The organism is Micromonospora okii (assembly GCF_020884795.1).
Lineage (GTDB): Bacteria > Actinomycetota > Actinomycetes > Mycobacteriales > Micromonosporaceae > Micromonospora > Micromonospora okii.
On the sequence record NZ_BBZF01000014.1, the window covers coordinates 134,375 to 155,240 of the forward strand.

19 protein-coding genes are annotated in these 20,866 nt (G+C 75.3%); 4 read left to right on the forward strand and 15 right to left on the reverse strand.

Annotation, left to right across the window (positions count from 1 at the left end):
* Window positions 1-78: 78 nt before the first annotated feature.
* From gatB to ligA, 5 genes are all read right to left on the reverse strand, one after another.
* Complete coding sequence (gene gatB, locus LPU43_RS07180) at window positions 79-1,572, reverse strand: Asp-tRNA(Asn)/Glu-tRNA(Gln) amidotransferase subunit GatB (RefSeq protein WP_229399466.1); 1,494 nt, start codon at window positions 1,570-1,572, stop codon at window positions 79-81.
* A gap of 13 nt (window positions 1,573-1,585) precedes the next feature.
* The gene (gene gatA / locus LPU43_RS07185) at window positions 1,586-3,061 is read right to left on the reverse strand and encodes an Asp-tRNA(Asn)/Glu-tRNA(Gln) amidotransferase subunit GatA (protein ID WP_229399467.1); all 1,476 of its coding nucleotides are present in this window, start codon (window positions 3,059-3,061) and stop codon (window positions 1,586-1,588) included.
* Window positions 3,058-3,363: an Asp-tRNA(Asn)/Glu-tRNA(Gln) amidotransferase subunit GatC gene (gatC, locus tag LPU43_RS07190; RefSeq protein WP_007075103.1), complete on the reverse strand. Its 306-nt coding sequence runs from the start codon at window positions 3,361-3,363 to the stop codon at window positions 3,058-3,060. The genes gatA and gatC overlap by 4 nt, the downstream gene beginning before the upstream one ends.
* Window positions 3,364-3,507: 144 nt before the next feature.
* Window positions 3,508-6,057, reverse strand: a complete 2,550-nt coding sequence (locus LPU43_RS07195) for a putative bifunctional diguanylate cyclase/phosphodiesterase (protein ID WP_229399468.1) — start codon at window positions 6,055-6,057, stop codon at window positions 3,508-3,510.
* A gap of 179 nt (window positions 6,058-6,236) precedes the next feature.
* Window positions 6,237-8,354, reverse strand: a complete 2,118-nt coding sequence (gene ligA, locus LPU43_RS07200; protein ID WP_373321667.1) for an NAD-dependent DNA ligase LigA — start codon at window positions 8,352-8,354, stop codon at window positions 6,237-6,239.
* 246 nt (window positions 8,355-8,600) lie between these two features.
* On the opposite strand from ligA, the gene LPU43_RS07205 reads away from it, so the two are divergent.
* Complete coding sequence (locus LPU43_RS07205; protein WP_229399470.1) at window positions 8,601-9,233, forward strand: type II toxin-antitoxin system PemK/MazF family toxin; 633 nt, start codon at window positions 8,601-8,603, stop codon at window positions 9,231-9,233.
* Between the two features lie 67 nt (window positions 9,234-9,300).
* On the opposite strand, the gene LPU43_RS07210 is transcribed toward LPU43_RS07205, so the two are convergent.
* From LPU43_RS07210 to LPU43_RS07250, 9 genes are all read right to left on the reverse strand, one after another.
* The gene (locus LPU43_RS07210) at window positions 9,301-10,302 is read right to left on the reverse strand and encodes an ADP-ribosylglycohydrolase family protein (protein WP_229399471.1); all 1,002 of its coding nucleotides are present in this window, start codon (window positions 10,300-10,302) and stop codon (window positions 9,301-9,303) included.
* A 384-nt stretch (window positions 10,303-10,686) separates the two neighbouring features.
* Window positions 10,687-11,058: a VOC family protein gene (locus LPU43_RS07215; RefSeq protein ID WP_229399876.1), complete on the reverse strand. Its 372-nt coding sequence runs from the start codon at window positions 11,056-11,058 to the stop codon at window positions 10,687-10,689.
* Between the two features lie 95 nt (window positions 11,059-11,153).
* Window positions 11,154-12,161, reverse strand: a complete 1,008-nt coding sequence (locus LPU43_RS07220) for a uroporphyrinogen decarboxylase/cobalamine-independent methonine synthase family protein (protein WP_229399472.1) — start codon at window positions 12,159-12,161, stop codon at window positions 11,154-11,156.
* 137 nt (window positions 12,162-12,298) lie between these two features.
* Window positions 12,299-13,372 carry a tRNA 2-thiouridine(34) synthase MnmA gene (gene mnmA, locus LPU43_RS07225; protein ID WP_229399473.1) on the reverse strand — a complete coding sequence of 358 codons (1,074 nt, stop codon included), beginning with the start codon at window positions 13,370-13,372 and terminating at the stop codon, window positions 12,299-12,301.
* A gap of 88 nt (window positions 13,373-13,460) precedes the next feature.
* Entirely contained in the window at window positions 13,461-14,636 is a 1,176-nt protein-coding gene (locus LPU43_RS07230) for a cysteine desulfurase family protein (RefSeq protein ID WP_229399474.1), read from the reverse strand.
* A 245-nt stretch (window positions 14,637-14,881) separates the two neighbouring features.
* Window positions 14,882-15,841, reverse strand: coding sequence for an electron transfer flavoprotein subunit alpha/FixB family protein (locus LPU43_RS07235; protein WP_229399475.1), 960 nt, complete (start codon window positions 15,839-15,841; stop codon window positions 14,882-14,884).
* A gap of 11 nt (window positions 15,842-15,852) precedes the next feature.
* On the reverse strand, window positions 15,853-16,632 hold the full coding sequence (locus LPU43_RS07240; protein WP_229399476.1) for an electron transfer flavoprotein subunit beta/FixA family protein: 780 nt from the start codon (window positions 16,630-16,632) through the stop codon (window positions 15,853-15,855).
* Window positions 16,633-16,815: 183 nt separating this feature from the next.
* Window positions 16,816-17,220: a hypothetical protein gene (locus LPU43_RS07245; RefSeq protein WP_229399477.1), complete on the reverse strand. Its 405-nt coding sequence runs from the start codon at window positions 17,218-17,220 to the stop codon at window positions 16,816-16,818.
* Between the two features lie 2 nt (window positions 17,221-17,222).
* On the reverse strand, window positions 17,223-18,020 hold the full coding sequence (locus LPU43_RS07250; protein ID WP_229399478.1) for a GNAT family N-acetyltransferase: 798 nt from the start codon (window positions 18,018-18,020) through the stop codon (window positions 17,223-17,225).
* Between the two features lie 41 nt (window positions 18,021-18,061).
* Here LPU43_RS07250 and LPU43_RS07255 point away from each other — a divergent pair, with 41 nt between their 5' ends.
* The 3 genes from LPU43_RS07255 to LPU43_RS07265 are packed head-to-tail and all read left to right on the forward strand — an operon-like array spanning window position 18,062 to window position 19,197.
* A complete protein-coding gene (locus LPU43_RS07255) occupies window positions 18,062-18,454 on the forward strand; it encodes a YidH family protein (protein WP_229399479.1) in 393 nt (130 codons plus the stop codon).
* Window positions 18,451-18,750 carry a DUF202 domain-containing protein gene (locus LPU43_RS07260; protein ID WP_229399480.1) on the forward strand — a complete coding sequence of 100 codons (300 nt, stop codon included), beginning with the start codon at window positions 18,451-18,453 and terminating at the stop codon, window positions 18,748-18,750. Before LPU43_RS07255 ends, LPU43_RS07260 begins: the two co-directional genes overlap by 4 nt.
* A gap of 27 nt (window positions 18,751-18,777) precedes the next feature.
* Window positions 18,778-19,197: a PLD nuclease N-terminal domain-containing protein gene (locus LPU43_RS07265; RefSeq protein WP_229399481.1), complete on the forward strand. Its 420-nt coding sequence runs from the start codon at window positions 18,778-18,780 to the stop codon at window positions 19,195-19,197.
* 11 nt (window positions 19,198-19,208) lie between these two features.
* On the opposite strand, the gene LPU43_RS07270 is transcribed toward LPU43_RS07265, so the two are convergent.
* Window positions 19,209-20,828: an acetolactate synthase gene (locus tag LPU43_RS07270; protein ID WP_229399482.1), complete on the reverse strand. Its 1,620-nt coding sequence runs from the start codon at window positions 20,826-20,828 to the stop codon at window positions 19,209-19,211.
* Between the last annotated feature and the right edge of the window lie 38 nt (window positions 20,829-20,866).

A 20,866-nucleotide genomic window follows, 5' to 3' on the forward strand; every position in this document is an offset into this window, starting at 1 on the left:
GCTGCGGCGCGGGGCGGGGTGTCAGGAAGGGCCCCTTCCTATGCAGAATGCGTTAAGAAGGGGCCCTTCCTTACCATCTCAGGCGCCGAGGCGCTCCAGGATCAGGTCGCGGACGGTCTTCGCGTCGGCCTGGCCGCGCGTGGTCTTCATGACCGCGCCGACCAGCGCGCCCGCCGCCGCCACCTTGCCGCTGCGGACCTTGTCGGCGATGGCCGGGTTCGCGGCGATCGCCTCGTCCACGGCGGCGGTGAGCGCGCCCGTGTCGGAGACGACCTCCAGGCCCCGGTTCGTCATGATCTCGGTCGGCGAGCCCTCGCCGCCCACCACGCCCTCCAGGACGGTGCGGGCCAGCTTGTCGTTGAGCTTGCCAGCGTCGACCAGGCTCTGCAGCTCGGCGACCTGGCCCGGGGTGGCCCCGACGTCGGCCAGCTCGATGCCGGCCTCGTTGGCCCGCCGGGACAGCTCGCCCAGCCACCACTTGCGGGCGGCGGCGGGGGTGGCCCCGGCGGCGACGGTGGCCTCGATCAGCTCGACCGCGCCGGCGTTGAGCACCGACTGCATGTCCGCGTCGGAGAGGCCCCAGTCGGCCTGGAGCCGGCGGCGGTGCAGCCTGGGCAGCTCCGGCAGGGCCGCCTTCAGCTCGGCCACCCAGGCGGCGTCCGGGGCGAGCGGGACCAGGTCCGGCTCGGGGAAGTACCGGTAGTCGGTCGCGGTCTCCTTCGACCGGCCCGGCCGGGTGTCCCCGGTGTCCTCCTGGAAGTGCCGCGTCTCCTGGGTGATCCGGCCGCCCCCGTCGAGCACCGACGCCTGGCGCAGGATCTCCGAGCGGACCGCCCGCTCCACCGACCGCAGCGAGTTGACGTTCTTCGTCTCGGTGCGGGTGCCCCACTCCTCGCCGGGCAGGTTGAGGGAGGTGTTCACGTCGCAGCGCAGCGAGCCCTCCTCCATCCGCACGTCGGAGACGCCGAGGGAGCGGATCACGTCGCGCAGCTCGGCGACGTACGCGCGGGCCACCTCGGGCGCGAGCGCCCCGGTGCCGGGGACCGGCTTGGTGACGATCTCCACGAGGGGGATGCCGGCCCGGTTGTAGTCGACCAGCGACTCGGTCGCGCCGTGGATGCGGCCGGTGGCCCCGCCGACGTGCAGCGTCTTGCCGGTGTCCTCCTCCAGGTGCACCCGCTCGACGCCGATGCGCACCAGCTCCCCGTTCACCTCGACGTCCAGGTACCCGTCGACGCAGAGCGGCTCGTCGTACTGGCTGATCTGGTAGTTCTTCGGCATGTCCGGGTAGAAGTAGTTCTTCCGGGCGAACCGGCACCAGTCGGCGATGGAGCAGTTCAGCGCGAGGCCGATCCGGATCGTCGCCTCGATGGCCGCCTTGTTGGCCACCGGCAGCGAGCCGGGCAGGCCGAGGCAGACCGGGCAGACCCGGGTGTTCGGCTCGCCGCCGAAGTCCGTCGGGCAGCCGCAGAACATCTTGGTGTTCGTGCCCAGCTCGACGTGGGTCTCCAGGCCGATCACCGGTTCGTAGCGGGCGACGACCTCGTCGTACGCCGGCAGTGTCGTAGTCATCGGTGCTCCTGCCTCACAGTGCCGGTGGGGTGAACGTGCCGACGGCGGACTCCAGCGCGGCGGCGACCCGGTACATCCGGTCGTCCGCCATCGTCGGGGCCATCACCTGAAGGCCGACCGGCAGCCCCTCGGAGAGCCCGCACGGCACCGAGATGCCCGGCCCGCCGTACAGGTTGGTCGGGATGGTGAACAGGTCGGCCAGGTACATCTGGTACGGGTCGGAGGTGCGCGCGCCGATCGGGAACGCCACGAACGGCGTGGTCGGCGAGATCAGCGCGTCGACCCGCTCGAACGCGGCCGTGAAGTCCCGCGTGATCAGCGTGCGGACCTTCTGCGCCTGCCCGTAGTAGGCGTCGTAGTAGCCCGAGGAGAGGGCGTACGTGCCGAGCATGATCCGGCGCTTGACCTCGGGGCCGAAGCCGGCGTCCCGGGTCAGCGACATGACCTCCTCGAGGGACCGGTTGCCGTCGTCGCCCTCCCGCAGGCCGAACCGGACGCCGTCGAAGCGGGCCAGGTTCGAGGAGCACTCGCTGGGGGCGATCAGGTAGTACGCCGGCAGCGCGTACCTGAAGTGCGGGCAGGAGACCTCGACGATCTCCGCGCCGAGCTTCGCGAGGGCGTCGACGGACTCGCGGAACGCGGCGACCACGCCCGGCTCCGCGCCCTCGCCCGAGAACTCGGTGACCACGCCGAGGCGCACGCCGGTCAGGTCGCCGGTCGCGCCGAGCTTCGCGGCGGCGACCACGTCGGGCACCGGCGCGGGGATGGAGGTGGAGTCGCGCGGGTCGTGGCCGCCGATGGCCGCGTGCAGCAGCGCCGCGTCGAGCACGGTACGCGCGCACGGGCCGGGGGTGTCCAGCGACGAGGAGAACGCCACCAGGCCGTACCGGGAGGTGCCGCCGTAGGTGGGCTTCGCGCCGACGGTGCCGGTGACCGCGCCCGGCTGGCGAATCGAGCCGCCGGTGTCCGAGCCGATGGCCAGGGGGGCCTCGTACGCCGCGAGGGCGGCCGAGCTGCCGCCGCCCGAGCCGCCGGGGATGCGGTCCAGGTCCCACGGGTTGCGGGTCGGCCCGTACGCCGAGTATTCCGTGGAGGAGCCCATGGCAAACTCGTCCATGTTGGTCTTGCCGAGCATCACCGTGCCGGCGGCGCGCAGCCGCTGCACGATCGTCGAGTCGTACGGGGGACGCCAGCCCTCGAGGATCTTCGACCCGACGGTGGTCGGCACGCCCTTGGTGGTCAGCACGTCCTTCACCGCGACCGGCACGCCCGCGAGGGGGCCCAGCTCCTCGCCGGCCGCGCGGCGCTCGTCGACGGCGCGGGCGGCGGCGAGCGCCCCCTCGGTGTCGACGTGCAGGAAGGCGTGCACCCGGTCGTCGACGGCGGCGATGCGGTCCAGGTGCGCCTGGGTCACCTCGACGGCGGAGGTCTCCCCGCCGGCGACCAGGCCGGCGATCTCGACGGCGGTCAGCTTGGTCAGGTCGGTCACGACGCCACATCCTCGTCCAGGATCCGCGGAACGCGGAACCGCTGCTCCTCCGCGTCGGGCGCGCCCGACAGGGCCTCCGCCGGGGTGAGGCCCGGCACCACGACGTCCTCGCGCAGCACGTTCGTCAGCGGCACGGAGTGCGAGGTCGGCGGGATGTCCGCCGCGGCGACCTCGCCGACCTGGGCGACCGCCTGGAGGATCGTGTCGAGCTGGCCGGCGAAGGTGTCCAGCTCCTCCTCCGTGACGGCGAGCCGCGACAGTCGCGCCAGGTGCGCGACCTCCTCGCGGGAGATGGCGGCCATCAGTGCCCCCTTCGTGGCTGTCCTGCTGCGTCTGTCGGTGCCCGGCGCGCCCGTACGGCGATGACGCCCGGTGACCGGAGCGAGTCTATTGTCCAGCACGGTCCGGGCGTCCTCGACTCCCCCTCCGCCCCGCTCGGGCCCGGGTCAGCGGGACTGGCGGGGGTGGCTCTCCGCCTCCCTGGGGGTCGGCCGCAGCGGCCGGTACCGGGCGAGCCAGGCGGCGAGCTCCGCGGCCGGCATCGGCCGCGCGTAGAACCAGCCCTGCGCCAGGTCACAGCCGGCGGCGTGCAGCAGCCGCCAGGTCCGCTCGTCCTCCACGCCCTCGGCGACGACGCGCAGCCCGAGCGCCCCGGCCAGCTCGATCATCGACCGGACGATCGCGGCGTCGTCGGCGTCGTCGGCCATCCCGAGGACGAACGACCGGTCCACCTTCACCTCGGACAGCGGGAGCCGGCGCAGGTGCTGCATCGACGAGTACCCGGTGCCGAAGTCGTCCAGCGCGATGGCGACGCCGATGGCGTGCAGCCGGGAGATGGTGGCCAGCACCCGGCGCGGGTCGGCCATCAGCGCGCTCTCGGTGATCTCCAGTTGCAGCCGGTCGGGCCGGACCCCGTACCGGACCAGCCGGTCGGCGACCTGGTCGGCGATCTCGCCGGTGTGCAGGTCCCGGACGCTGACGTTGAGCGCGGCCCGCAGGTTGATCCCGGCGGCCGACCACTTCGCGAGCTGCTCCACCACGTCGTCGACCACCCGGCGGGTGAGCAGCCGCATCACCGCGCTCTGCTCGGCGACCCGGATCAGCTCCTCCGGGTCGACCATGCCCCGGCGCGGGTGCCGCCAGCGCAGCAGCGCCTCCACGCCCACCACCTCGCCCGTGGCGATGGCGACCTGCGGCTGGTAGTACATGGTGATCTCGCCGGTGTCGCCGGGCCCGTCCGCCGTGGGGCGGCCAGCGCCCGGCCCGGCCCGCCCCGCGTCGGCCGCCGGCCCGGCCCGCCCTGCCCCGACCGCCGGCCCCGCCCCGGCCCGCGCGCCCGCCGGTTCGTCGGGCCGGGCGGGCGCCGCCCCGGCGGGCCCCGCCGGTTCGTCGGGCCGGATGCTCGCCGCCCCGGCCGGCCCCGCCGGTTCGTGGGGGCCGACCGATACCGCCCCGGCCTCGGCGGCCCGCCGCCGGATCGGGTCCGCGCCCGTGACGATCCGGTTGATCAGCTCGTCGGGGTGGGCCGGCTCCCGGTGCCGGCGCGCCCGCCACCGCCCGGTCCCGCCGGACGGCGCCCGCCCCCCGCCGGCCCCGTCGCCGGCCTCCGGGGCGAGGGGGGCGGGCAGCGCCGCGCCGTCGCCGCCGCGCACCCCCACCGGCCCGTCCCGGTCCGCCGCGCCGGGCGTTCCCGCCTCGAGTACGCGCCGCAGGTCGGCCAGGAGCCCCAGCCGCTCGGCGGAGTTGTGGTCGGACTCGGCGGCGTACACGGCGACGGTGTCGTTGCGGTGCTTGGCGTCGTACATCGCCACGTCGGCGTGGCGCATCAGGGTGGCGAAGTCCTCGCCGTGCTGCGGGTAGAGCGCGATGCCGATGGAGCCGCCGACGTCGAGCGGCAGCCCGTCCAGCGACACCGGCTCGGTGAGGGCCGCCGCCAGCCGTTCGGCCGTCTCCCGGGCGGCGTCCACGCCGGTCAGCCCGGTGCTGAGGATGGCGAACTCGTCCCCACCGAGGCGGGCGAGCAGGTCCCGCTCCCCCACCGCGCCGGCCAGCCGGGCGCTCACCTCGACCAGCAGCCGGTCGCCGACCGCGTGGCCGAGCGCGTCGTTGACGTTCTTGAACCGGTCCAGGTCGATCAGCAGCAGCGCCAGGTGGGCGTCCGGGTCGCCCTTCGCGGCCCGCTCGGCGTGCAGGTGCACCTGCTCGGCGACCTCGGCCAGCAGCGCCTTGCGGTTGGGCAGTCCGGTGAGCGGGTCGAGCGCGCCGAGCTGCTCCTGCTCGTGGGCGAGCCGCGCCATCCGGTAGACCGCGAAGAGCGGCACCAGCACCAGCGGGATCAGCGCGGCGCTGGCCCCGGCGGCGGCCACCAGCACCGGGGCGAGCAGCAGCAGCGACCCGGTGGAGAGCAGCTCGTAGCCGAGGCGGGGCCGGGCGCCCGGCCACCAGCGGTCCCCGAACCGCAGCCGCACGGCGGCGGTGACCAGCCCGTAGTTGACCGCGAACCAGGCCGCGGTGGCCCCGCCGACCGCCGCCACGTCGCTCCAGCTCAGCCGTCCCTCGCCGAAGATGCCGCCCGCCCCGAGGGCGTCGCTGACCGCCGCTGCGGCGGCCAGGGCGCAGGCGTACTGGGCGACGTTGAAGCCCGAGCGCCAGGGGGCGTGCCCAGTCCGCCAGCCGGAGACGACCACGGCCACCGTCTGCACCGCCACGGCCGGGCCGAGCCCCCAGCCGAGCAGGATGGCGAAGGCGAAGCAGATGGACGGGAAGACCGCCGAGGGACTCCGCCGCCCCGGCGGCACGAACGGCCGCGCGTCGCAGACCACGGCGAGCACCGCCATCGTCCAGAACGCCATCGGCAGCTCGCCGAGCCGGCCGGCCAGCGCGGCCAGCGGCCCGGCGGAGACCAGCAGCGCCAGCGCGGCGACCGTGGCGACGAAGCCGAAGAAGGGCGCCACCCGCCCCGGCGGGACGGAGTTTCGCGGATCGGCGGGCTCCATCGCACCTCCCGGACAACGGCCCCGGCGGGCCCCACGCCCGTCGTGCACGCACCCATGAAACGCCCTGGGTGCCGCTTTTCAGAGATGACGCCCACGAATCGGTCGGAGTCGTAATTAAGTTGGTATACGCGGCCGAGTGCGGTCAAGGTTCGCCACGCCCGCCGCGGCCCCCGGTCGGGTCATTCCTCGGCGGTGCGGGCCACCTCGCGGGCCGCGTCCGGGCCCCGGTCGAGCAGGACCCGGAAGCCCTCCTCGTCCAGGATCGGCACCTTCAGAGTGGCCGCCTTGTCGGCCTTCGAGCCCGGGTTGTCCCCCACCACCACGAAGCCGGTCTTCTTCGACACCGAGCCGCTGACCTTGCCGCCCCGGGTCTGCACCGCCTCGGCCGCCTGGTCCCGCGAGAAGCCGCTCAGGGTGCCGGTCACCACGACGGTCAGCCCCTCCAGCGGGCGCGGCCCCTCCTCGCCGGCCTCCTCGGCCATCCGTACGCCCGCGTCGGCCCACTTCCGGACCACCTCGCGGTGCCAGTCCACGGTGAACCACTCGACGATGCTGGCCGCGATCGTCGGGCCGACGCCGTCGACCGAGGAGAGTTCCTCCTCGGTGGCCGCCCGGATCGCGTCCATCGAGCGGAAGTGCCGGGCGAGGGCCTGGGCGGCGGTGGGGCCGACGTGCCGGATGGAGAGCGCCACCAGCACCCGCCACAGGTCGCGTTCCTTCGCCACGGCGAGGTTGTCGAGCAGCTTGGTGGCGTTGCTGCCGAGGCTGCCGTCCTTGTTCACGAAGAACGGCGACTGGCGCAGCCGCTCGGCGTCGAGGGCGAACAGGTCGCCCTCGTCGGCGATGACCTGCGCGTCGAGCAGCGCGCCGGCTCCCTTGTAGCCGAGCACCTCGATGTCGAACGCGCCCCGCCCGGCCAGGTGGAAGACCCGCTCGCGCAGTTGCGCCGGGCAGCTCCGGCTGTTGGGGCAGCGGATGTCGACGTCGCCCTCCTTGGCCGGCGCGAGCGGGGTGCCGCAGGCCGGGCAGGTGGTGGGCATCTCGAACGGCCGGGCGTCGGCGGGGCGCAGGTCGACCACCGGGCCGAGCACCTCGGGGATGACGTCTCCGGCCTTGCGGATCACCACCGTGTCGCCGATCAGCACCCCCTTGCGCTCCACCTCGCGGGCGTTGTGCAGGGTGGCGAGGGCGACCGTGGAGCCGGCCACCCGGACCGGTTCGAGGACGGCGAACGGGGTGACCCGGCCGGTGCGCCCGACGTTGACGTCGATGTCGAGCAGCTTGGTGGTCACCTCCTCCGGCGGGTACTTGAAGGCGATCGCCCAGCGGGGGGCCCGGCTGGTCGAGCCGAGCCGGCCCTGGATGGAGACCGGGTCGACCTTGACCACCACGCCGTCGATCTCGTGCTCGACGTCGTGCCGGTGCTCGGCGTAGTACGCGATGAACTCGGCGACCCCGGCCAGGTCGGGCACGACCCGCCAGCGGTCGCTGGTCGGCAGGCCCCACGCCCGCAGCGCCGCGTACGACTCGGACTGGGCCGTCGGGGTGAAGCCGCGCCGGGCCCCGATGCCGTGCACCACCAGCCGCAGCGGCCGGGACGCGGTGATCCGCGGGTCCTTCTGGCGCAGGCTGCCGGCGGCGGCGTTGCGCGGGTTGGCGAACGGCGCCTTGCCCTGCTCGACCAGGCCCGCGTTGAGGTCGGCGAACGCGGCCACCGGGAAGTAGATCTCGCCGCGCACCTCGACGAACTCGGGCACGTCGGGGAACTCCGCCGACGGGGTCAGCCGGGCCGGCACGTCCCGGATGCTGCGGACGTTGGCCGTGACGTCCTCGCCCGTGCGCCCGTCGCCCCGGGTGGCGGCGCGCACCAGCCGGCCCTTCTCGTACGTCAGGTTGATCGCCAGCCCGTCGACCTTCAGCTCGCAGAGGTAGGGCACCGGGCCGCCGGCGTCCCGCTCCACCCGCTCGGCCCAGGCCGCCAGCTCCTCGTCGGCGAAGGCGTTGTCCAGCGAGAGCATCCGCTCGGCGTGGGTGACCGGCGTGAACTCCGTGGAGAAGGTGCCCCCGACCCGCTGGGTCGGGGAGTCGGGGGTGCGCAGGGCGGGGAACTCGGCCTCCAGCCCCTCCAGCTCCCGCAGCATCCGGTCGAAGTCGGCGTCGGGAATCGTCGGGGCGTCCAGCACGTAGTAGCGGTACTGGTGCTCGGTCAGCTCCTGGCTCAGGGTGGCGTGGCGCTCCCGCGCCTCGGGGGGCGGCTCCACCCCCGCCGCCGCCTCCTGCGCGGGGGTCGTCTCCATGGGGACGGCTTCCTCGGACACCCTGCCGGCTTCGGACACCGCTAACGACCTCCCGTTATCCTGCTACCCCCGCACCGTATCGGGCCGGTCGGACAATACGCGGCCCACCCGGCACGCCCGACCGGCCGTCCCGCCCGCGACGTGCGAGGATCGCGGCACGACGGCGGCCGGTGGGCCCTTCCGGCGCGGCGGCACCGCCTCCGCCGGATCGCCCGCCGCGGGCCGCCGGGGACGACGGAGGTGCGCATGCCGGACTGGCTGCTCTGGGCGGCGGCGATCCTGCTGGCGGTGGCCGCCGGCTGGGCGTGGAGCGAGTGGCGCGGGCGAAGCCACGACCCGGAACGCCCCGGCCCGCGACGCCCCCGCACCGGCCGGGGAGGAACCGGCCCGCAGCGCCCCCGCACCGACCGCACCCCCGACCGCCCGGACCGCGCTTCCGACCGCCCCGGGCGGGACCGCCCGGGGCGTGCCCGCCCGGGCCGGCCCACCACCGGGGCACCCGGCCGCCCGACCGCCACGCCCCGCCCGCGCGGCGCCGAGCCGACCACCACCCCCACCGGCACGCCCCGACCGGGCGAGATCTGGTGGGCCGACGTCCCGTACGCCGACGGCACCGGCTCGAAGGTCCGCCCCTGCCTCGTGCTGCGCGTCGACGACCGCGGCGTCGACGTGCTCAAGATCACCAGTCGGGACAAGTCCGACCGGGACGACCACGTCCGCATACCCACCCGCGACTGGGACCCCACCGCCGACCACGACAGCTACCTGGACATCGCCGAACCCATCCCCATCCCCCTGGCCGCTCTCGACAACCGCGCCGGCGACCTGGCCCCCCACCTCTGGCGCCACCTCCGCACCCTCCCCCACCTCTCCGGTTGATCATGGGGTTGGCGGCACCCCGCACCGGCGTGTCGTGCCGCCAACCCCATGATCGACGGGGTGGAGGTCAGTCGTGGGGGGTGGCGAGGGCGGTGAGCTGGTCCGCGTACTCGATCTGGGCGGACCAGGTGGGGGGCCAGGCGGGCATGCCGTGGGCCGCGCCGACGAAGGCGCCGGCCAGGGCGGCGATGGAGTCGGAGTCACCGGCGGTGGTGGCGCCCCGGGCCAGCGCGGCGACCGGGTCGTCGGCGTGCCACAGCGCGCACAGCAGCGCCGTCGCCAGCGCCTCCTCGGCGATCCAACCCTCCCCGGTACGCCGGCACGGGTCACCGCCGTCGTCCGGGCGCGTCAGCGTGGCGGTGAGCCGGTCCAGGACGGCCAGGCACTCGTCCCAGCCGAGGGCGATGAACTCCTGCGGCGAGTCGACGCCGGGGCGCTGCCACAGGTCGCCGAGCCAGTCGGCCCGGTAGACCCGGCGCTGTTCCCGGGCCCGGTCGGTGAGCAGCCCCGGCAGTTCGGCCAGCTCCGCGCCCTCGCGCAGCAGGCGCACCGCGTACGCGGTCAGCTCGCTCGCGGCCAGCCCGGTCGGGTGGCCGTGGGTCAGGCCGGCCTGGAGCTGGGCGAGCCCGGCCAGGGTGTCGAGGTCGACGGGGAGCAGCCCGACCGGGGTGCCCCGCATGTTGGCGCCGCAGCCCTTCGAGTCGGCGACCGTCGCCTCCTGCCAACGCACCCCCCGCGACAGCTCGCCGCAGGCGCGCAGGCAGGTCATCCCGGGGGCGCGGTTGTTGTCCGGGCTGATCGCCCAGGCCAGGAAGCGCTGCCGCAGCAGCGGCTCGACCGCCTCCGGGGTCAGCGCGGGAGCCTCGTGCAGTGCCCAGCCGACCGCGAGGGCCATCTGGGTGTCGTCGGTGACCAGCGCCGGGTCGCCCTCCAGCTCACGTGGGCCGGACGGACCGTAGCGGCGGTGGATCTCGGCGATGGTCAGGAACTCGGTCGGGCGGCCCAGCGCGTCACCGTAGGCGAGGCCGAAGAGCGAGCCGGAGGCCCGCCGGAGCGAGGAGTCGATCATCCTGGCGATGATGCCCCGCCGGCGCAACCGCCGCCACACCAGCCGGGAACGCAGGCGGAAGCGGGCGGAAGCGGTCGCGCCGGGGCCGCCCGCCCGCCGGGAGGAGCAAAGGCGGAGCGGGCGGGCCGTGACCGGCGACCGCGACGGACGGGCGGTCAGCCCGGCAGAGCAGGCGGACGGGCGGTCAGCCCGGCAGAGCAGGCGGACGGGCGGTCAGCCCGGCAGAGCAGGCGGACGGGCGGTCAGCCCGGCAGAGCAGGCGGACGGGCGGTCAGCCCGGCAGAGCAGGCGGACGGGCGGTCAGCCCGGCAGAGCAGGCGGACGGGCGGTCAGCCCGGCAGAGCAGGCGGACGGGCGGTCAGCCCGGCGAAGCGGGCGGACGGCTCAGTCCCAGCAGAGGCAGAACGGGTGGCCGACCGGGTCGGCGTAGACCCGGAAGCGCTCCTCGTCCTGGCTCGCGAGCCGCCGCGCGCCGATCGCCAGGGCCGCCTTCTCGGCCGCCTCGATGTCGGTGACGGTGACGTCGAGGTGGAACTGCTGGGGCCGCTCGGGGTCCGGCCAGGTCGGCGGGCGCAGGTCCGGCGCCTTCTGGAAGGCGAGCCGGGGCTGCCGCCCCGGCGGGCCGCCGAGCACCACCCATTCGTCGCCGTCGGAGTCGTCCTCCGACAGCGACAGGCCCAGCAGCTCGGCGTAGAACGCCGCGAGCGCGCGCGGGTCGGGGCAGTCGATCACAGTGGAGCGCAGTTGTCCGATCATGCCGGTCATCCTGCCCACCCTGTACGACAGAAAACCCCATTCGGGGGTGAAAGGGGTGCCCTTCTCTACGCCAGGCGTTAACAGGGGGCCCTTCCTTACCTGTCGTCGGCGAGGCGGCGGCCCGCGTCGCGGCACGCCGCGAGCACCGCCCGCGCGTACTGCCCGGTCGCCCCGGCGAGGCCGCAGGCGGGGGTGACCACCACCTGCTCGGCGAGCCGGCGGCGGGGGAAGCCGAGGCGGTCCCAGAGCTGACGTACCCGGTCGGCGACCTCGGCGGAGGTCGGCGCGCGGCCGTCCGGTGGCGGGGTCGCCGGCGCGGCGCCGGCCAGCAGGCCGAGCCCGGCGTCGATCGCCTCGCCGAGCGGGTCCAGATCCCGCACCAGGCTCAGGTCGAGCGCGACCGCCGCCGCGCCGGTCGCGCGGATCAGCCCCAACGGGACGTCCGGGGCGCAGCAGTGCACCACGGTCGGCACCCCGACCGCCTCGACCACCGCGCGCAGCAGGGCCGCCGCGTCGGGCTCCGGCACAGGGCGGTACGTGCCGAAGCCGCTCTCGGTGGGCACCCGCCCCGCGAGCACGGCCGGCAGGGACGGCTCGTCGAGCTGGAGCAGCACCGTGGCGCGGGGCAGCCGGCGGGCGACGGCGGCGACGTGGGCGCGCAGCCCCTCGGCGAGGGAGCCGGTGAGGTCCCGCACCGCGCCGGGGTCGCGCAGCATCCGGCCGCCGAGGGGCAGGTCGAGGGAGGCGGCCAGGGTGTACGGGCCGGCGGCCTGCACCTTGACCGGCCCGGGGTACTCCTCGGCCTGCTCGGCGAGCTGGTCGAGGTCGCGTTCCATGAGGTCCCGCGCCCGGCGCAGGTCCCGCCCGGGGCGCGGGGCGACCCGCCAGCGGGCCGCGTACAGCTCGACGGGGAGCTCGACGAGCAGGCCGCCCGTGCGGCCGATCAGGTCGGCGCCGGGGCCGCGCGCCGGCAGCTCGGGAAGGTGGGGCAGGGCGGGCAGTTCCCCGAGGATCACCCGCTGCGCCTCGGCGACGTCGGTGCCGGGCAGCGAGCCGATGCCGGTCGCCGCGCCGGGCGGCCAGGGCCACGCGAGTTCTGTCACGGGCGAAGGGTATACGGGCCGCCGGGGCCGGGCGGCGGGGACGGGCCAGGACGAGGCGGAGAGGGACCAGAGCGGCGGGACGGCCCGGAGCGGGTGGCGGAGAGGGACCAGGGCGGCGGGACGGCCCGGAGCGGGCGTCAGGCGGCGATCGTGGCGGAGCCGAGGACCGCGTCGCCGGTCGGGTCCGGCCGGTACGCCACCACGGCCTGGCCGGCGGCGACGCCGCGCACCGGGCGGCGCAGCTCGGCGCGCAGGGTGTCGCCGGTCAGCTCGACGGTGGCCGGCACCACGTCGCCGTGGGCGCGGAGCTGCACCTCGCACTCGATCGGCCCGGTCGGCGGCTCGCCGCCGGTCCAGACCGGACGCTCGGCGCGCACCGAGGAGACCTCCAGCGCCTCCGCCGGCCCGACGGTGACGGTGTTGGTCTTCGGGGTGATGGAGAGCACGTAGCGGGGCCGGCCGTCGGGGGCGGGGCGGTCCAGGTGCAGGCCGCGCCGCTGCCCCACCGTGTACGCGTACGCGCCGTTGTGGCTGCCGACCACCGCGCCGGTGAGCGCGTCGACCACGTCGCCGGGGGCCTCGCCGAGCCGCCCGGCGAGGAAGCCCCGGGTGTCGCCGTCGGCGATGAAGCAGATGTCGTGCGAGTCCGGCTTGTCGGCCACGGCCAGCCCGCGCCGGGCCGCCTCCTCGCGGACCTGCGCCTTCGTCGAGTCGCCGAGCGGGAAGATCGACCGGTCGAGCTGGGCGCGGGTCAGCACCGCGAGGACGTACGACTGGTCCTTCGCCGCGTCGACGCTGCGGCGCAGCAGGCCGTCGGGGCCGAGGCGGGCGTGGTGGCCGGTGACCACCGCGTCGAAGCCCAGGGCCACGGCCCGGTCCAGCACCGCCGCGAACTTGATCTTCTCGTTGCAGCGCAGGCAGGGATTCGGGGTACGGCCGGCCGCGTACTCGGCCACGAAGTCGTCGACCACGTCGGCGTGGAACCGGTCCGCCATGTCCCACACGTAGAAGGGGATGCCGAGCACGTCGGCGGCCCGCCGGGCGTCCCGGGAGTCCTCCAGCGTGCAGCACCCGCGCGCCCCGGTGCGGTACGTCTGCGGATTGCGGGCCAGCGCCAGGTGCACGCCGGTGACGTCGTGCCCGGCCTCCACCGCCCGCGCCGCCGCCACGGCCGAGTCCACCCCGCCCGACATGGCCGCCAGAACCCTCACCCCGTCACGCTCCCTTCCCGCCCGAGCCTACCGGCCCGCGCCGGCCCGCCGTCGATCGCGCGACCGTGGGCAGGGTCATGGCCGGCGGTCAGCGGGGGGCGCGGAGGGCGGCGGCGCGGCGGGCGCGGTCGACCGCCGTCGGCAGGGCGGCGATCAGGGCGTCGACGTCGGCCTGGGTGCTGGTGTAGCCGAGGGTGAAGCGCAGCGAGGAGCGGGCGCGGTCGTCGTCGGCGCCCATCGCGATCAGCACGTGCGAGGGCTGGGCCACCCCGGCCGAGCAGGCCGAGCCCGTCGAGCAGGCGATGCCCCGGGCGTCGAGCAGCAGCAGCAGCGCGTCGCCCTCGCAGCCGGGGAAGGAGAAGTGCGCGTTGCCGGGGAGGCGGTCGACGGGGTCGCCGTTGAAGACCACCTCGGGCACGGCGTGCCGCACCCGCCGTACGAGGTCGTCGCGGAGGGCGGCGACCCGGGCCGCGTACTCCTGCTGGCCCTTCACGGCCGCCTCCACCGCGACCGCGAAGGCGACGATGCCGGCGGTGTCGAGCGTGCCGGAGCGGACGTCGCGCTCCTGGCCGCCGCCGTGCAGCAGCGGGGTGGCCGCGACGTCCCGGGCGAGCAGCAGGGCGCCCACCCCCACGGGCCCGCCCAGCTTGTGGCCGGTGACCGTCAGCGCGGAGACCCCGCTGGCGGCGAAGTCGACCGGCACCTGGCCGACCGCCTGGACCGCGTCGGTGTGGAACGGCACGCCGTGCTCGGCGGCGACGGCGGCCAGCGCGGCCACCGGCTGGAGGCTGCCCACCTCGTTGTTGGCCCACATCGCGGTGACCACCGCGACCGCGTCGCCGTGCGCGGCCAGCTCGGCGCGCAGCGCCTCCGGGTCGAGCCGGCCGGCGGCGTCCACCGGCAGCCAGCCCACCCCGGCGCCCTCGTGCTCGGCCAGCCAGTCCACCGTGTCGAGGACGGCGTGGTGCTCGACGGCGCTGGAGACCACCCGACGCCGGGCCGGCGAGGCGGCCCGGCGGGCCCAGAAGATGCCCTTGACCGCCAGGTTGTCGCTCTCCGTGCCCCCGCCGGTGAAGATCACCTCGGAGGGGCGGGCGCCCAGGACGGCGGCCACCCGCTCGCGGGACTCCTCGACCCGACGCCGGGCACGGCGGCCGGCCGCGTGCAGTGACGACGCGTTGCCGACCTCGCGTGCGGTGGCCGTGTACGCCTCCAGTGCCTCGTCGAGCATCGGAGTCGTCGCGGCGTGATCCAGGTATGCCATTCCGTTCAGACTACTGACCGGGGCGCCGGAAGGACGACGCCGGAGGGGGCCCGCGCCCCGGGCGGGAGGGCCCCGCCGACGACTGCGCCCCGCGCGGGGCGAATTTCCCGGCCGTCGCGGGGTACTACGAGGGATGACCGATCGCCCCGAGGGGCACCCTGACGGGCTGATCGGCGGGCCGGCTCAGCTCCCCGGCCCGCCGATCAGCTCCCCTCTTTCCGGGCGCGCCCGGACAGAGGGCGGCGTCACCTGCGCTTGCGGATCTCCTCGGCGGCCTGCGGGACGATCTTGAAGAGGTCGCCCACCACGCCGAAGTCGGCCAGCTCGAAGATCGGGGCCTCGCCGTCCTTGTTCACGGCGACGATGGTCTTCGAGGTCTGCATGCCGGCCCGGTGCTGGATCGCGCCGGAGATGCCCAGCGCGACGTAGAGCTGCGGGGAGACCGTCTTGCCGGTCTGCCCGACCTGGAACTGGTGCGGGTAGAAGCCGGAGTCGACGGCCGCGCGGGACGCGCCCACGGCGCCGCCGAGCAGGTCGGCCAGCTCCTCGACCAGCTTGAAGTTGTCGGCGTTGCCGACGCCCCGGCCGCCGGAGACGACCACGGACGCCTCGGTCAGCTCGGGGCGCGAGCCCTTCTGCTCGGCAACCCGGTCGACCACCTTCGCCAGCTTGTCGGCGTCGCCCACCGTCACGGTGAGCTGCTCGACGACGGGGGTGGCGGCGGCGGGCGCCGGGGTGACCGAGTTCGGCCGGACGGTGACCAGCGGCAGGCCCCGGGTGACCTTGGACTTGACGATGGCGGAGCCGGCGAAGACGACCTGGGTGGCGGTGCCGTCGGCGTCGAGGCCGACGACGTCGGTCAGGATGCCGTTGTCCAGCTTGACCGCCAGGCGGGCCGCGATCTCCTTGCCCTCCTGGGCGGAGGCGAGCAGCACGGCGGCCGGCTGCACCCGGCGCACCAGCTCGGCCAGCACGGTGGCCTTCGGGGCCACCAGGTAGCCGTCGATCTCCTCGCTCTCGGCGGCGTAGATCTTCTCCGCGCCGTACTCGCCCAGCTTGGCGCTCAGCGCCTCGGCGGCACCGGGGCCACCGAGCACGACCGCGCTCGGCGTGCCCAGCTCGCGGGCGAGGGTGAGCATCTCGCACGTGACCTTCTTGACGCCGAACTCGCGGGTGGCTTCGACGACGACGAGAACCTCAGACATGTCCAGACCCCTCACACGAACTTCTCGGTGGCGAGGAACTCGACGAGCTGCGCGCCGCCGGAGCCCTCGTCGGTGACCTTCGCGCCGCCGGAGCGCGGCGGGCGCTTGCTGTGCTCCAGCACGGCGCTGGTGGCGCCGTCGAGGCCCACCTCGGCCGGGGCGACGCCGAGGTCGGCCAGGGAGAGGGTCTGCACCGGCTTCTTCTTGGCGGCCATGATGCCCTTGAACGACGGGTAGCGCGGCTCGTTGATGGTGTCCCAGACGGAGACGACGGCGGGGGTCGAGGCGGTGACCACCTCGTAGCCCTCCTCGGTCTGCCGCTCGACGGTCAGGGTGGCCCCGTCGACGGTGAGCTTGCGCGCGCCGGTCAGCGCGGCGACGCCCAGCCGCTCGGCGATCATGTGGGGGATGACCTGGACCCGGCCGTCGGTGGACTCGGCGCCGCAGAGCACCAGGTCGGCGTTGAGGTTGTTCAGCGCGGCGGCGAGCACCTTCGAGGTCGCCACGGCGCAGGAGCCGTGCAGGGCGTCGTCCACGACGTGGACCGCCTTGTCGGGGCCCATGGAGAGCGCCTTGCGGATCGACTCGGTCGCCCGGTCCGGACCCATGGTCAGGACGGTCACCTCGCCGCCGTGCGCCTCCTTGATCTTCAACGCCTCCTCGATGGCGTACTCGTCCATCTCGTTGATGACGTTGTTCGCCGAACCGCGGTCGATGGTGTTGTCGTCAGAACGCAGGTTGCGGTCCGCGCCCGAATCGGGCACCTGCTTGACGAGTACGACGATGTTCATCGCGCTTCGACGACCCCTCCTGTTGGTGTTGCGATTGCTCGCCCGGTCACGGGCGCAGCCTCGCGCGTCGGTGACGCCCGGTCAACCGCGGGCTGTTGTGCACTTGCCCACGGGGCAATGTTACCCACAAGTAGCTTTGGCTCCCGGGAGGGTCAGAGTGACACAGCTCACCGGGACGACGGGTCACTCCCCGCCCAGCGCCTCCCGGATCCGGTCGATCGCCGCCGCCTCGGCCGGCGCCACCCCCCGGTGCGCGCGGGCCACCTCGTCCGCGGCGGCCAGCACCAGCGACCGGTACGCCGCCACGTCCCCCGGCGAGACCTCCCGGAGGATCTCCACCGCCCGGCCCAGCGCCGGCAGCACCGTCGACTCGATCTCCAGCGTCGAGTCGCCGGGCAGCTCCGGCAGCGGGCCGGTGGTCAGCGCCTCGCGCACCGGGCCGCGCGCCCGCGCCAGCACCCCGGACGCCGCGAAGCTCTCCCGCAGCAGCGGGAGCATCCCGGGGTCGGCGTTCGCCACCAGGGCCACCGCGCCGAACGCGCCGGTCTTCAGGGTGAGCCGCTCGTCGTCCGTCAGTCCCCGTCCCATGGTCACGGAGTGTAGATGTAGGGCGTGGTGGTGGTGACCGCGACGAGCCCGAGTCGTTCCAGGATCGGGCGGCTGTCCGGGGAGCAGTCCACCTGGACCAGCGTCAGGCCCCGCTGCTGGGCCAGCCGCGCCCGGTACCCCACCAGCGCCCGGTAGATGCCCCGGCCCCGCCACTCGGGCAGGGTGGCGCCGCCCCAGAAGCTGGCGAAGCCGGTGCCGCGCAGGTAGCGGACCCAGCCGGCGCAGACCACCGTCTCCCCTGCCTCGGCCACCACGATGGTGATCGACTGCGGGTCGGCCTCGATCTCCTTGAGCAGCCCGGGCACCAGGTGACTCCGGTCGACCCCCCAGACCTTCCGCTCCAGCTCGGCGATCCGTTCCAGGTCGGCGCGGGCGGTGACCTCGCGGAGCCGTACCCCGTCGGGCAGCACCGGGACGGCGCCGGCCAGCGCCGCGACCGGGCCGACGACCACCGTCTCCTGGCCCTCCGGCTCGAACCCGGCGGCACGCAGCCGATCCGCCAGGTCGGCCGGCTCGTCGTGGCCGTTGAGCTTCCACTCCACCGCCTCGCCCCGCTCCCGGAAGAACGCCACCTGCCGGGCGATCAGCTCGTCCAGCTCCGCCCCGGCCAGCCCGCCCAGGTTCCGGTACGTCAGGAAGCCGCGGTGGTCGAGCCCGAGCACGCGCACCAGCGGGCCGTCGCGCTCGACGGTCACGCCGGCCGGCAGCGGGTCGGGGATCTCCGGGCGGAGCTGGGCATCGTACGCCTCGCGCAGGGTCGTCACATCAAGATCGGTCATCGGTCCAGGCTATGCCCGGAGCCAAGCGGATAATCGGGGTCGTGTGGGAGTCGGTGCGGCGGTGGTTCGACCCGCGGGAGCTGCGGTCGGTGGGCGACCCGCCCGACTACCGCTTCTCCCTGGCCAACGAGCGGACGTTCCTGGCCTGGCTGCGCACCGGGCTGGCGCTGGTCGGCGGCGGGCTGGCCGTCGCCCAGTTCCTGCCGCCGCTGCCGCTGCGGCACCTGCGGGAGGCGATCGCCGTCGCGCTGCTGCTGCTCGGCGGGGTCGTGGCGGTGCGGGCCGTGGACCACTGGGCCCGCACCGAGCGGGCCATCCGGCTCGGCGAGGAGCTGCCCGCCTCCCGCTTCCCGGCCGTGCTCGCCCTCGTCGTGGGGCTGGGCGCGCTGCTGCTGGTGGTGGCCGTGCTGGCGGGCGGGGTCGGGAGCCGGTGACCGGGGACCCGGGGCTGCAACCCGAGCGGACCCGGCTGGCCTGGCGGCGCACCCTGCTCGCGCTCACCGTGGTCACCGCGCTGACCGTCCGGCAGGCGCTCGGCGGCGGCGGCGTCGGGGCCGCGCTGGCCGGCGCGGCGGTGGCCGGCTGGGCGGCGACGCTGACGTCGTGCTGGGGCCGGGCCACCGGGTCGGGCCCGGTCCGCACCGGCTCGCGGACGATGCCGGTGGTCGCGCTCGCCGCCGCCGGGGCGGCCACACTAGGCGCACTCAGCGTGCTCACCCGGCTGTGGTGACGGGCCCGGGTGCGCCATGATGGGCGCATGGCCCGCCTGTACGTCCTGCTCTTCCTGGCCCAGATCGTGCTCGCGGTCTGCGCGCTGATCAGCTGTCTCTCCGCCGAGGAGGGCGCGATCCGGGGCCTGCCCCGGATCGCCTGGGTGCTGATCGTCCTGTTCTTCCCGCTGGTCGGCTCGATCGCCTGGTTCGTCGCCGGCCGGGCGCCGGGCGGCCGGCCGGCCCGGACCGCCTGGCGGATGGGGAACGGCTTCTCCGAGGAGCACCGCCGCCGGCCGGTCGCGCCGGACGACGACCCCGAGTTCCTCGACTCCCTCAAGGAGCGCTCCCGGCAGCGGGACGAGGAGCTGTTCCGCCGCTGGGAGGACGACCTGCGGCGGCGCGAGGACGACCTGCGCCGCCGGGAGGGCGACCCGCCCCGCGAGGAGGACCGCCCGGAGGTCTGACCGGCCGGCGCTCAGGCCAGGTTCGACGAGCGCGGGTACGCGTCGGTCGGGTCGGTAAGCACGTTGACCAGGTACGGCACGCCGGAGGCGAAGGCCCGCTCCAGGGCCGGGGCCAGGTCGGCGGCCTTCTCCACCGTCTCGCCCCCGCCGCCGAGCGCCTCGACGACCCGGTCGTAGCGCAGGCCGGGCTGGAGGTCGGCGGCGACGTCGTAGCCGTACATGGCCCGCATCGGGTGCTTCTCCAGGCCCCAGATGCCGTTGTTGCCGACCACGATCACCACGGGCAGCTTCTGCCGCACCAGGGACTCCACGTCCATCAGCGAGAAGCCGGCCGCGCCGTCGCCCATCAGCACGCAGACCTGCCGGTCGGGGTGGCTGACCCGGGCCCCCATCGCGTAGCCCATGCCGGTGCCGAGGCAGCCGTACGGGCCGGGGTCGAGCCAGGTGCCGGGCTGCGCGGGCTCCAGGTACTTCCCCGCGTACGAGACGAAGTCGCCGCCGTCGCCGATGGTGATGGCGTCCGGGGCGAGGACCTTGCGCAGCTCGCCGTAGACGCGGGCGGGGCGGATCGGGTCGGTCTCGGCGGCCATCGCCTCGGCGTCGCGGGCCTTCGCGGCGTCCTCGGCGACGCGCAGCTCGGCGACCCAGTCGGCGTGGTCGACGCGGTCGCCCGGGTGGTCGGCGAACGCGGTGAGGATCAGCCGCAGGTCCCCGGCCGGCGAGGCGGCCGGCGTGACGTGGGTGGCCCGCTGGCTGGGGGCGTCCACCACGTGTACGACCCGGGCGTCGCCGAAGTCGCCGAAGCTGAGCCGGAAGTCCAGCGGCGTGCCGACCACCACGACCACGTCGGCGCCGGAGAGGGCGACCCGGCGGGCCTTGGCGAACGCGAGCGGGTGGGTCGGGGGCAGCGCGCCCCGGCCCATGCCGTTGGTGAACACGGGCACCCCGAGCGCCTCGGCGGCGGCCCGCAGGGCGTCGACGGCGTCCCCGGCGTACACGTCGGAGCCCGCGATGATCACCGGGCGGTGGGCGGCGGCGATCAGCCCGGCGGCCTTCGCCACCTCGGCCGGGTCGGCCTCGACCGGCGCGGGCGGGGCGGCCTCGGGCAGCTCGGCGTCGCCGACGGAGAAGACGGCCTCCAGGGGGAGGTCGAGGAAGACCGGGCCCCGGTGCGGGGTGAGCGCGGTGGTGAGCGCCGCGTCGACCGCGCGCGGGATGTCGTCGGCGTTGAACACCGTCTCGGCGTGCTTGGTGACCGGGGCGACCAGCGGCAGGTGGTCCATCTCCTGGAGGCTGCCGGAGCCCCAGCGGAACTGCGGGGCCCGACCCCCCAGCACCAGCACCGGCGAGGCGTTGAAGAAGGCGCTGGTCAGGCCGGAGACGCCGTTGGTGACGCCGGGGCCGGCGGTGAGCACGGCGAGGCCGGGGCGGCGGTTGAGCTTGGCCACCGCCTCGGCCGCGAAGACCGCCGACTGCTCGTGCCGGACGTCGTAGAGCGGGAAGCCGGCGGAGTGGGCCGCGTCGTAGAGCGGGAAGACGTGGCCGCCGGAGAGCGTGAACATCTCCCGGACGCCGTGCGCGCGCAGCGCCGCGAGCGCCAGCTCCCCGCCGTGACCCTCGACCCGCGTCATCGCCGCTCCCCTCGTCCGTGGCCGGAGCCACACGCTAC

Bases quoted from the DNA above. Each gene is read 5' to 3' on its own strand.
- gatB (WP_229399466.1), bottom strand. From the start codon at position 1,572: ATGACTACGACACTGCCGGCGTACGACGAGGTCGTCGCCCGCTACGAA.
- gatC (WP_007075103.1), bottom strand. From the start codon at position 3,363: ATGGCCGCCATCTCCCGCGAGGAGGTCGCGCACCTGGCGCGACTGTCG.
- LPU43_RS07195 (WP_229399468.1), bottom strand. From the start codon at position 6,057: ATGGAGCCCGCCGATCCGCGAAACTCCGTCCCGCCGGGGCGGGTGGCG.
- ligA (WP_373321667.1), bottom strand. From the start codon at position 8,354: ATGGAGACGACCCCCGCGCAGGAGGCGGCGGCGGGGGTGGAGCCGCCC.
- LPU43_RS07205 (WP_229399470.1), top strand. From the start codon at position 8,601: ATGCCGGACTGGCTGCTCTGGGCGGCGGCGATCCTGCTGGCGGTGGCC.
- LPU43_RS07210 (WP_229399471.1), bottom strand. From the start codon at position 10,302: ATGATCGACTCCTCGCTCCGGCGGGCCTCCGGCTCGCTCTTCGGCCTC.
- LPU43_RS07215 (WP_229399876.1), bottom strand. From the start codon at position 11,058: ATGATCGGACAACTGCGCTCCACTGTGATCGACTGCCCCGACCCGCGC.
- LPU43_RS07230 (WP_229399474.1), bottom strand. From the start codon at position 14,636: ATGGCATACCTGGATCACGCCGCGACGACTCCGATGCTCGACGAGGCA.
- LPU43_RS07235 (WP_229399475.1), bottom strand. From the start codon at position 15,841: ATGTCTGAGGTTCTCGTCGTCGTCGAAGCCACCCGCGAGTTCGGCGTC.
- LPU43_RS07240 (WP_229399476.1), bottom strand. From the start codon at position 16,632: ATGAACATCGTCGTACTCGTCAAGCAGGTGCCCGATTCGGGCGCGGAC.
- LPU43_RS07245 (WP_229399477.1), bottom strand. From the start codon at position 17,220: ATGGGACGGGGACTGACGGACGACGAGCGGCTCACCCTGAAGACCGGC.
- LPU43_RS07250 (WP_229399478.1), bottom strand. From the start codon at position 18,020: ATGACCGATCTTGATGTGACGACCCTGCGCGAGGCGTACGATGCCCAG.
- LPU43_RS07265 (WP_229399481.1), top strand. From the start codon at position 18,778: ATGGCCCGCCTGTACGTCCTGCTCTTCCTGGCCCAGATCGTGCTCGCG.
- LPU43_RS07270 (WP_229399482.1), bottom strand. From the start codon at position 20,828: ATGACGCGGGTCGAGGGTCACGGCGGGGAGCTGGCGCTCGCGGCGCTG.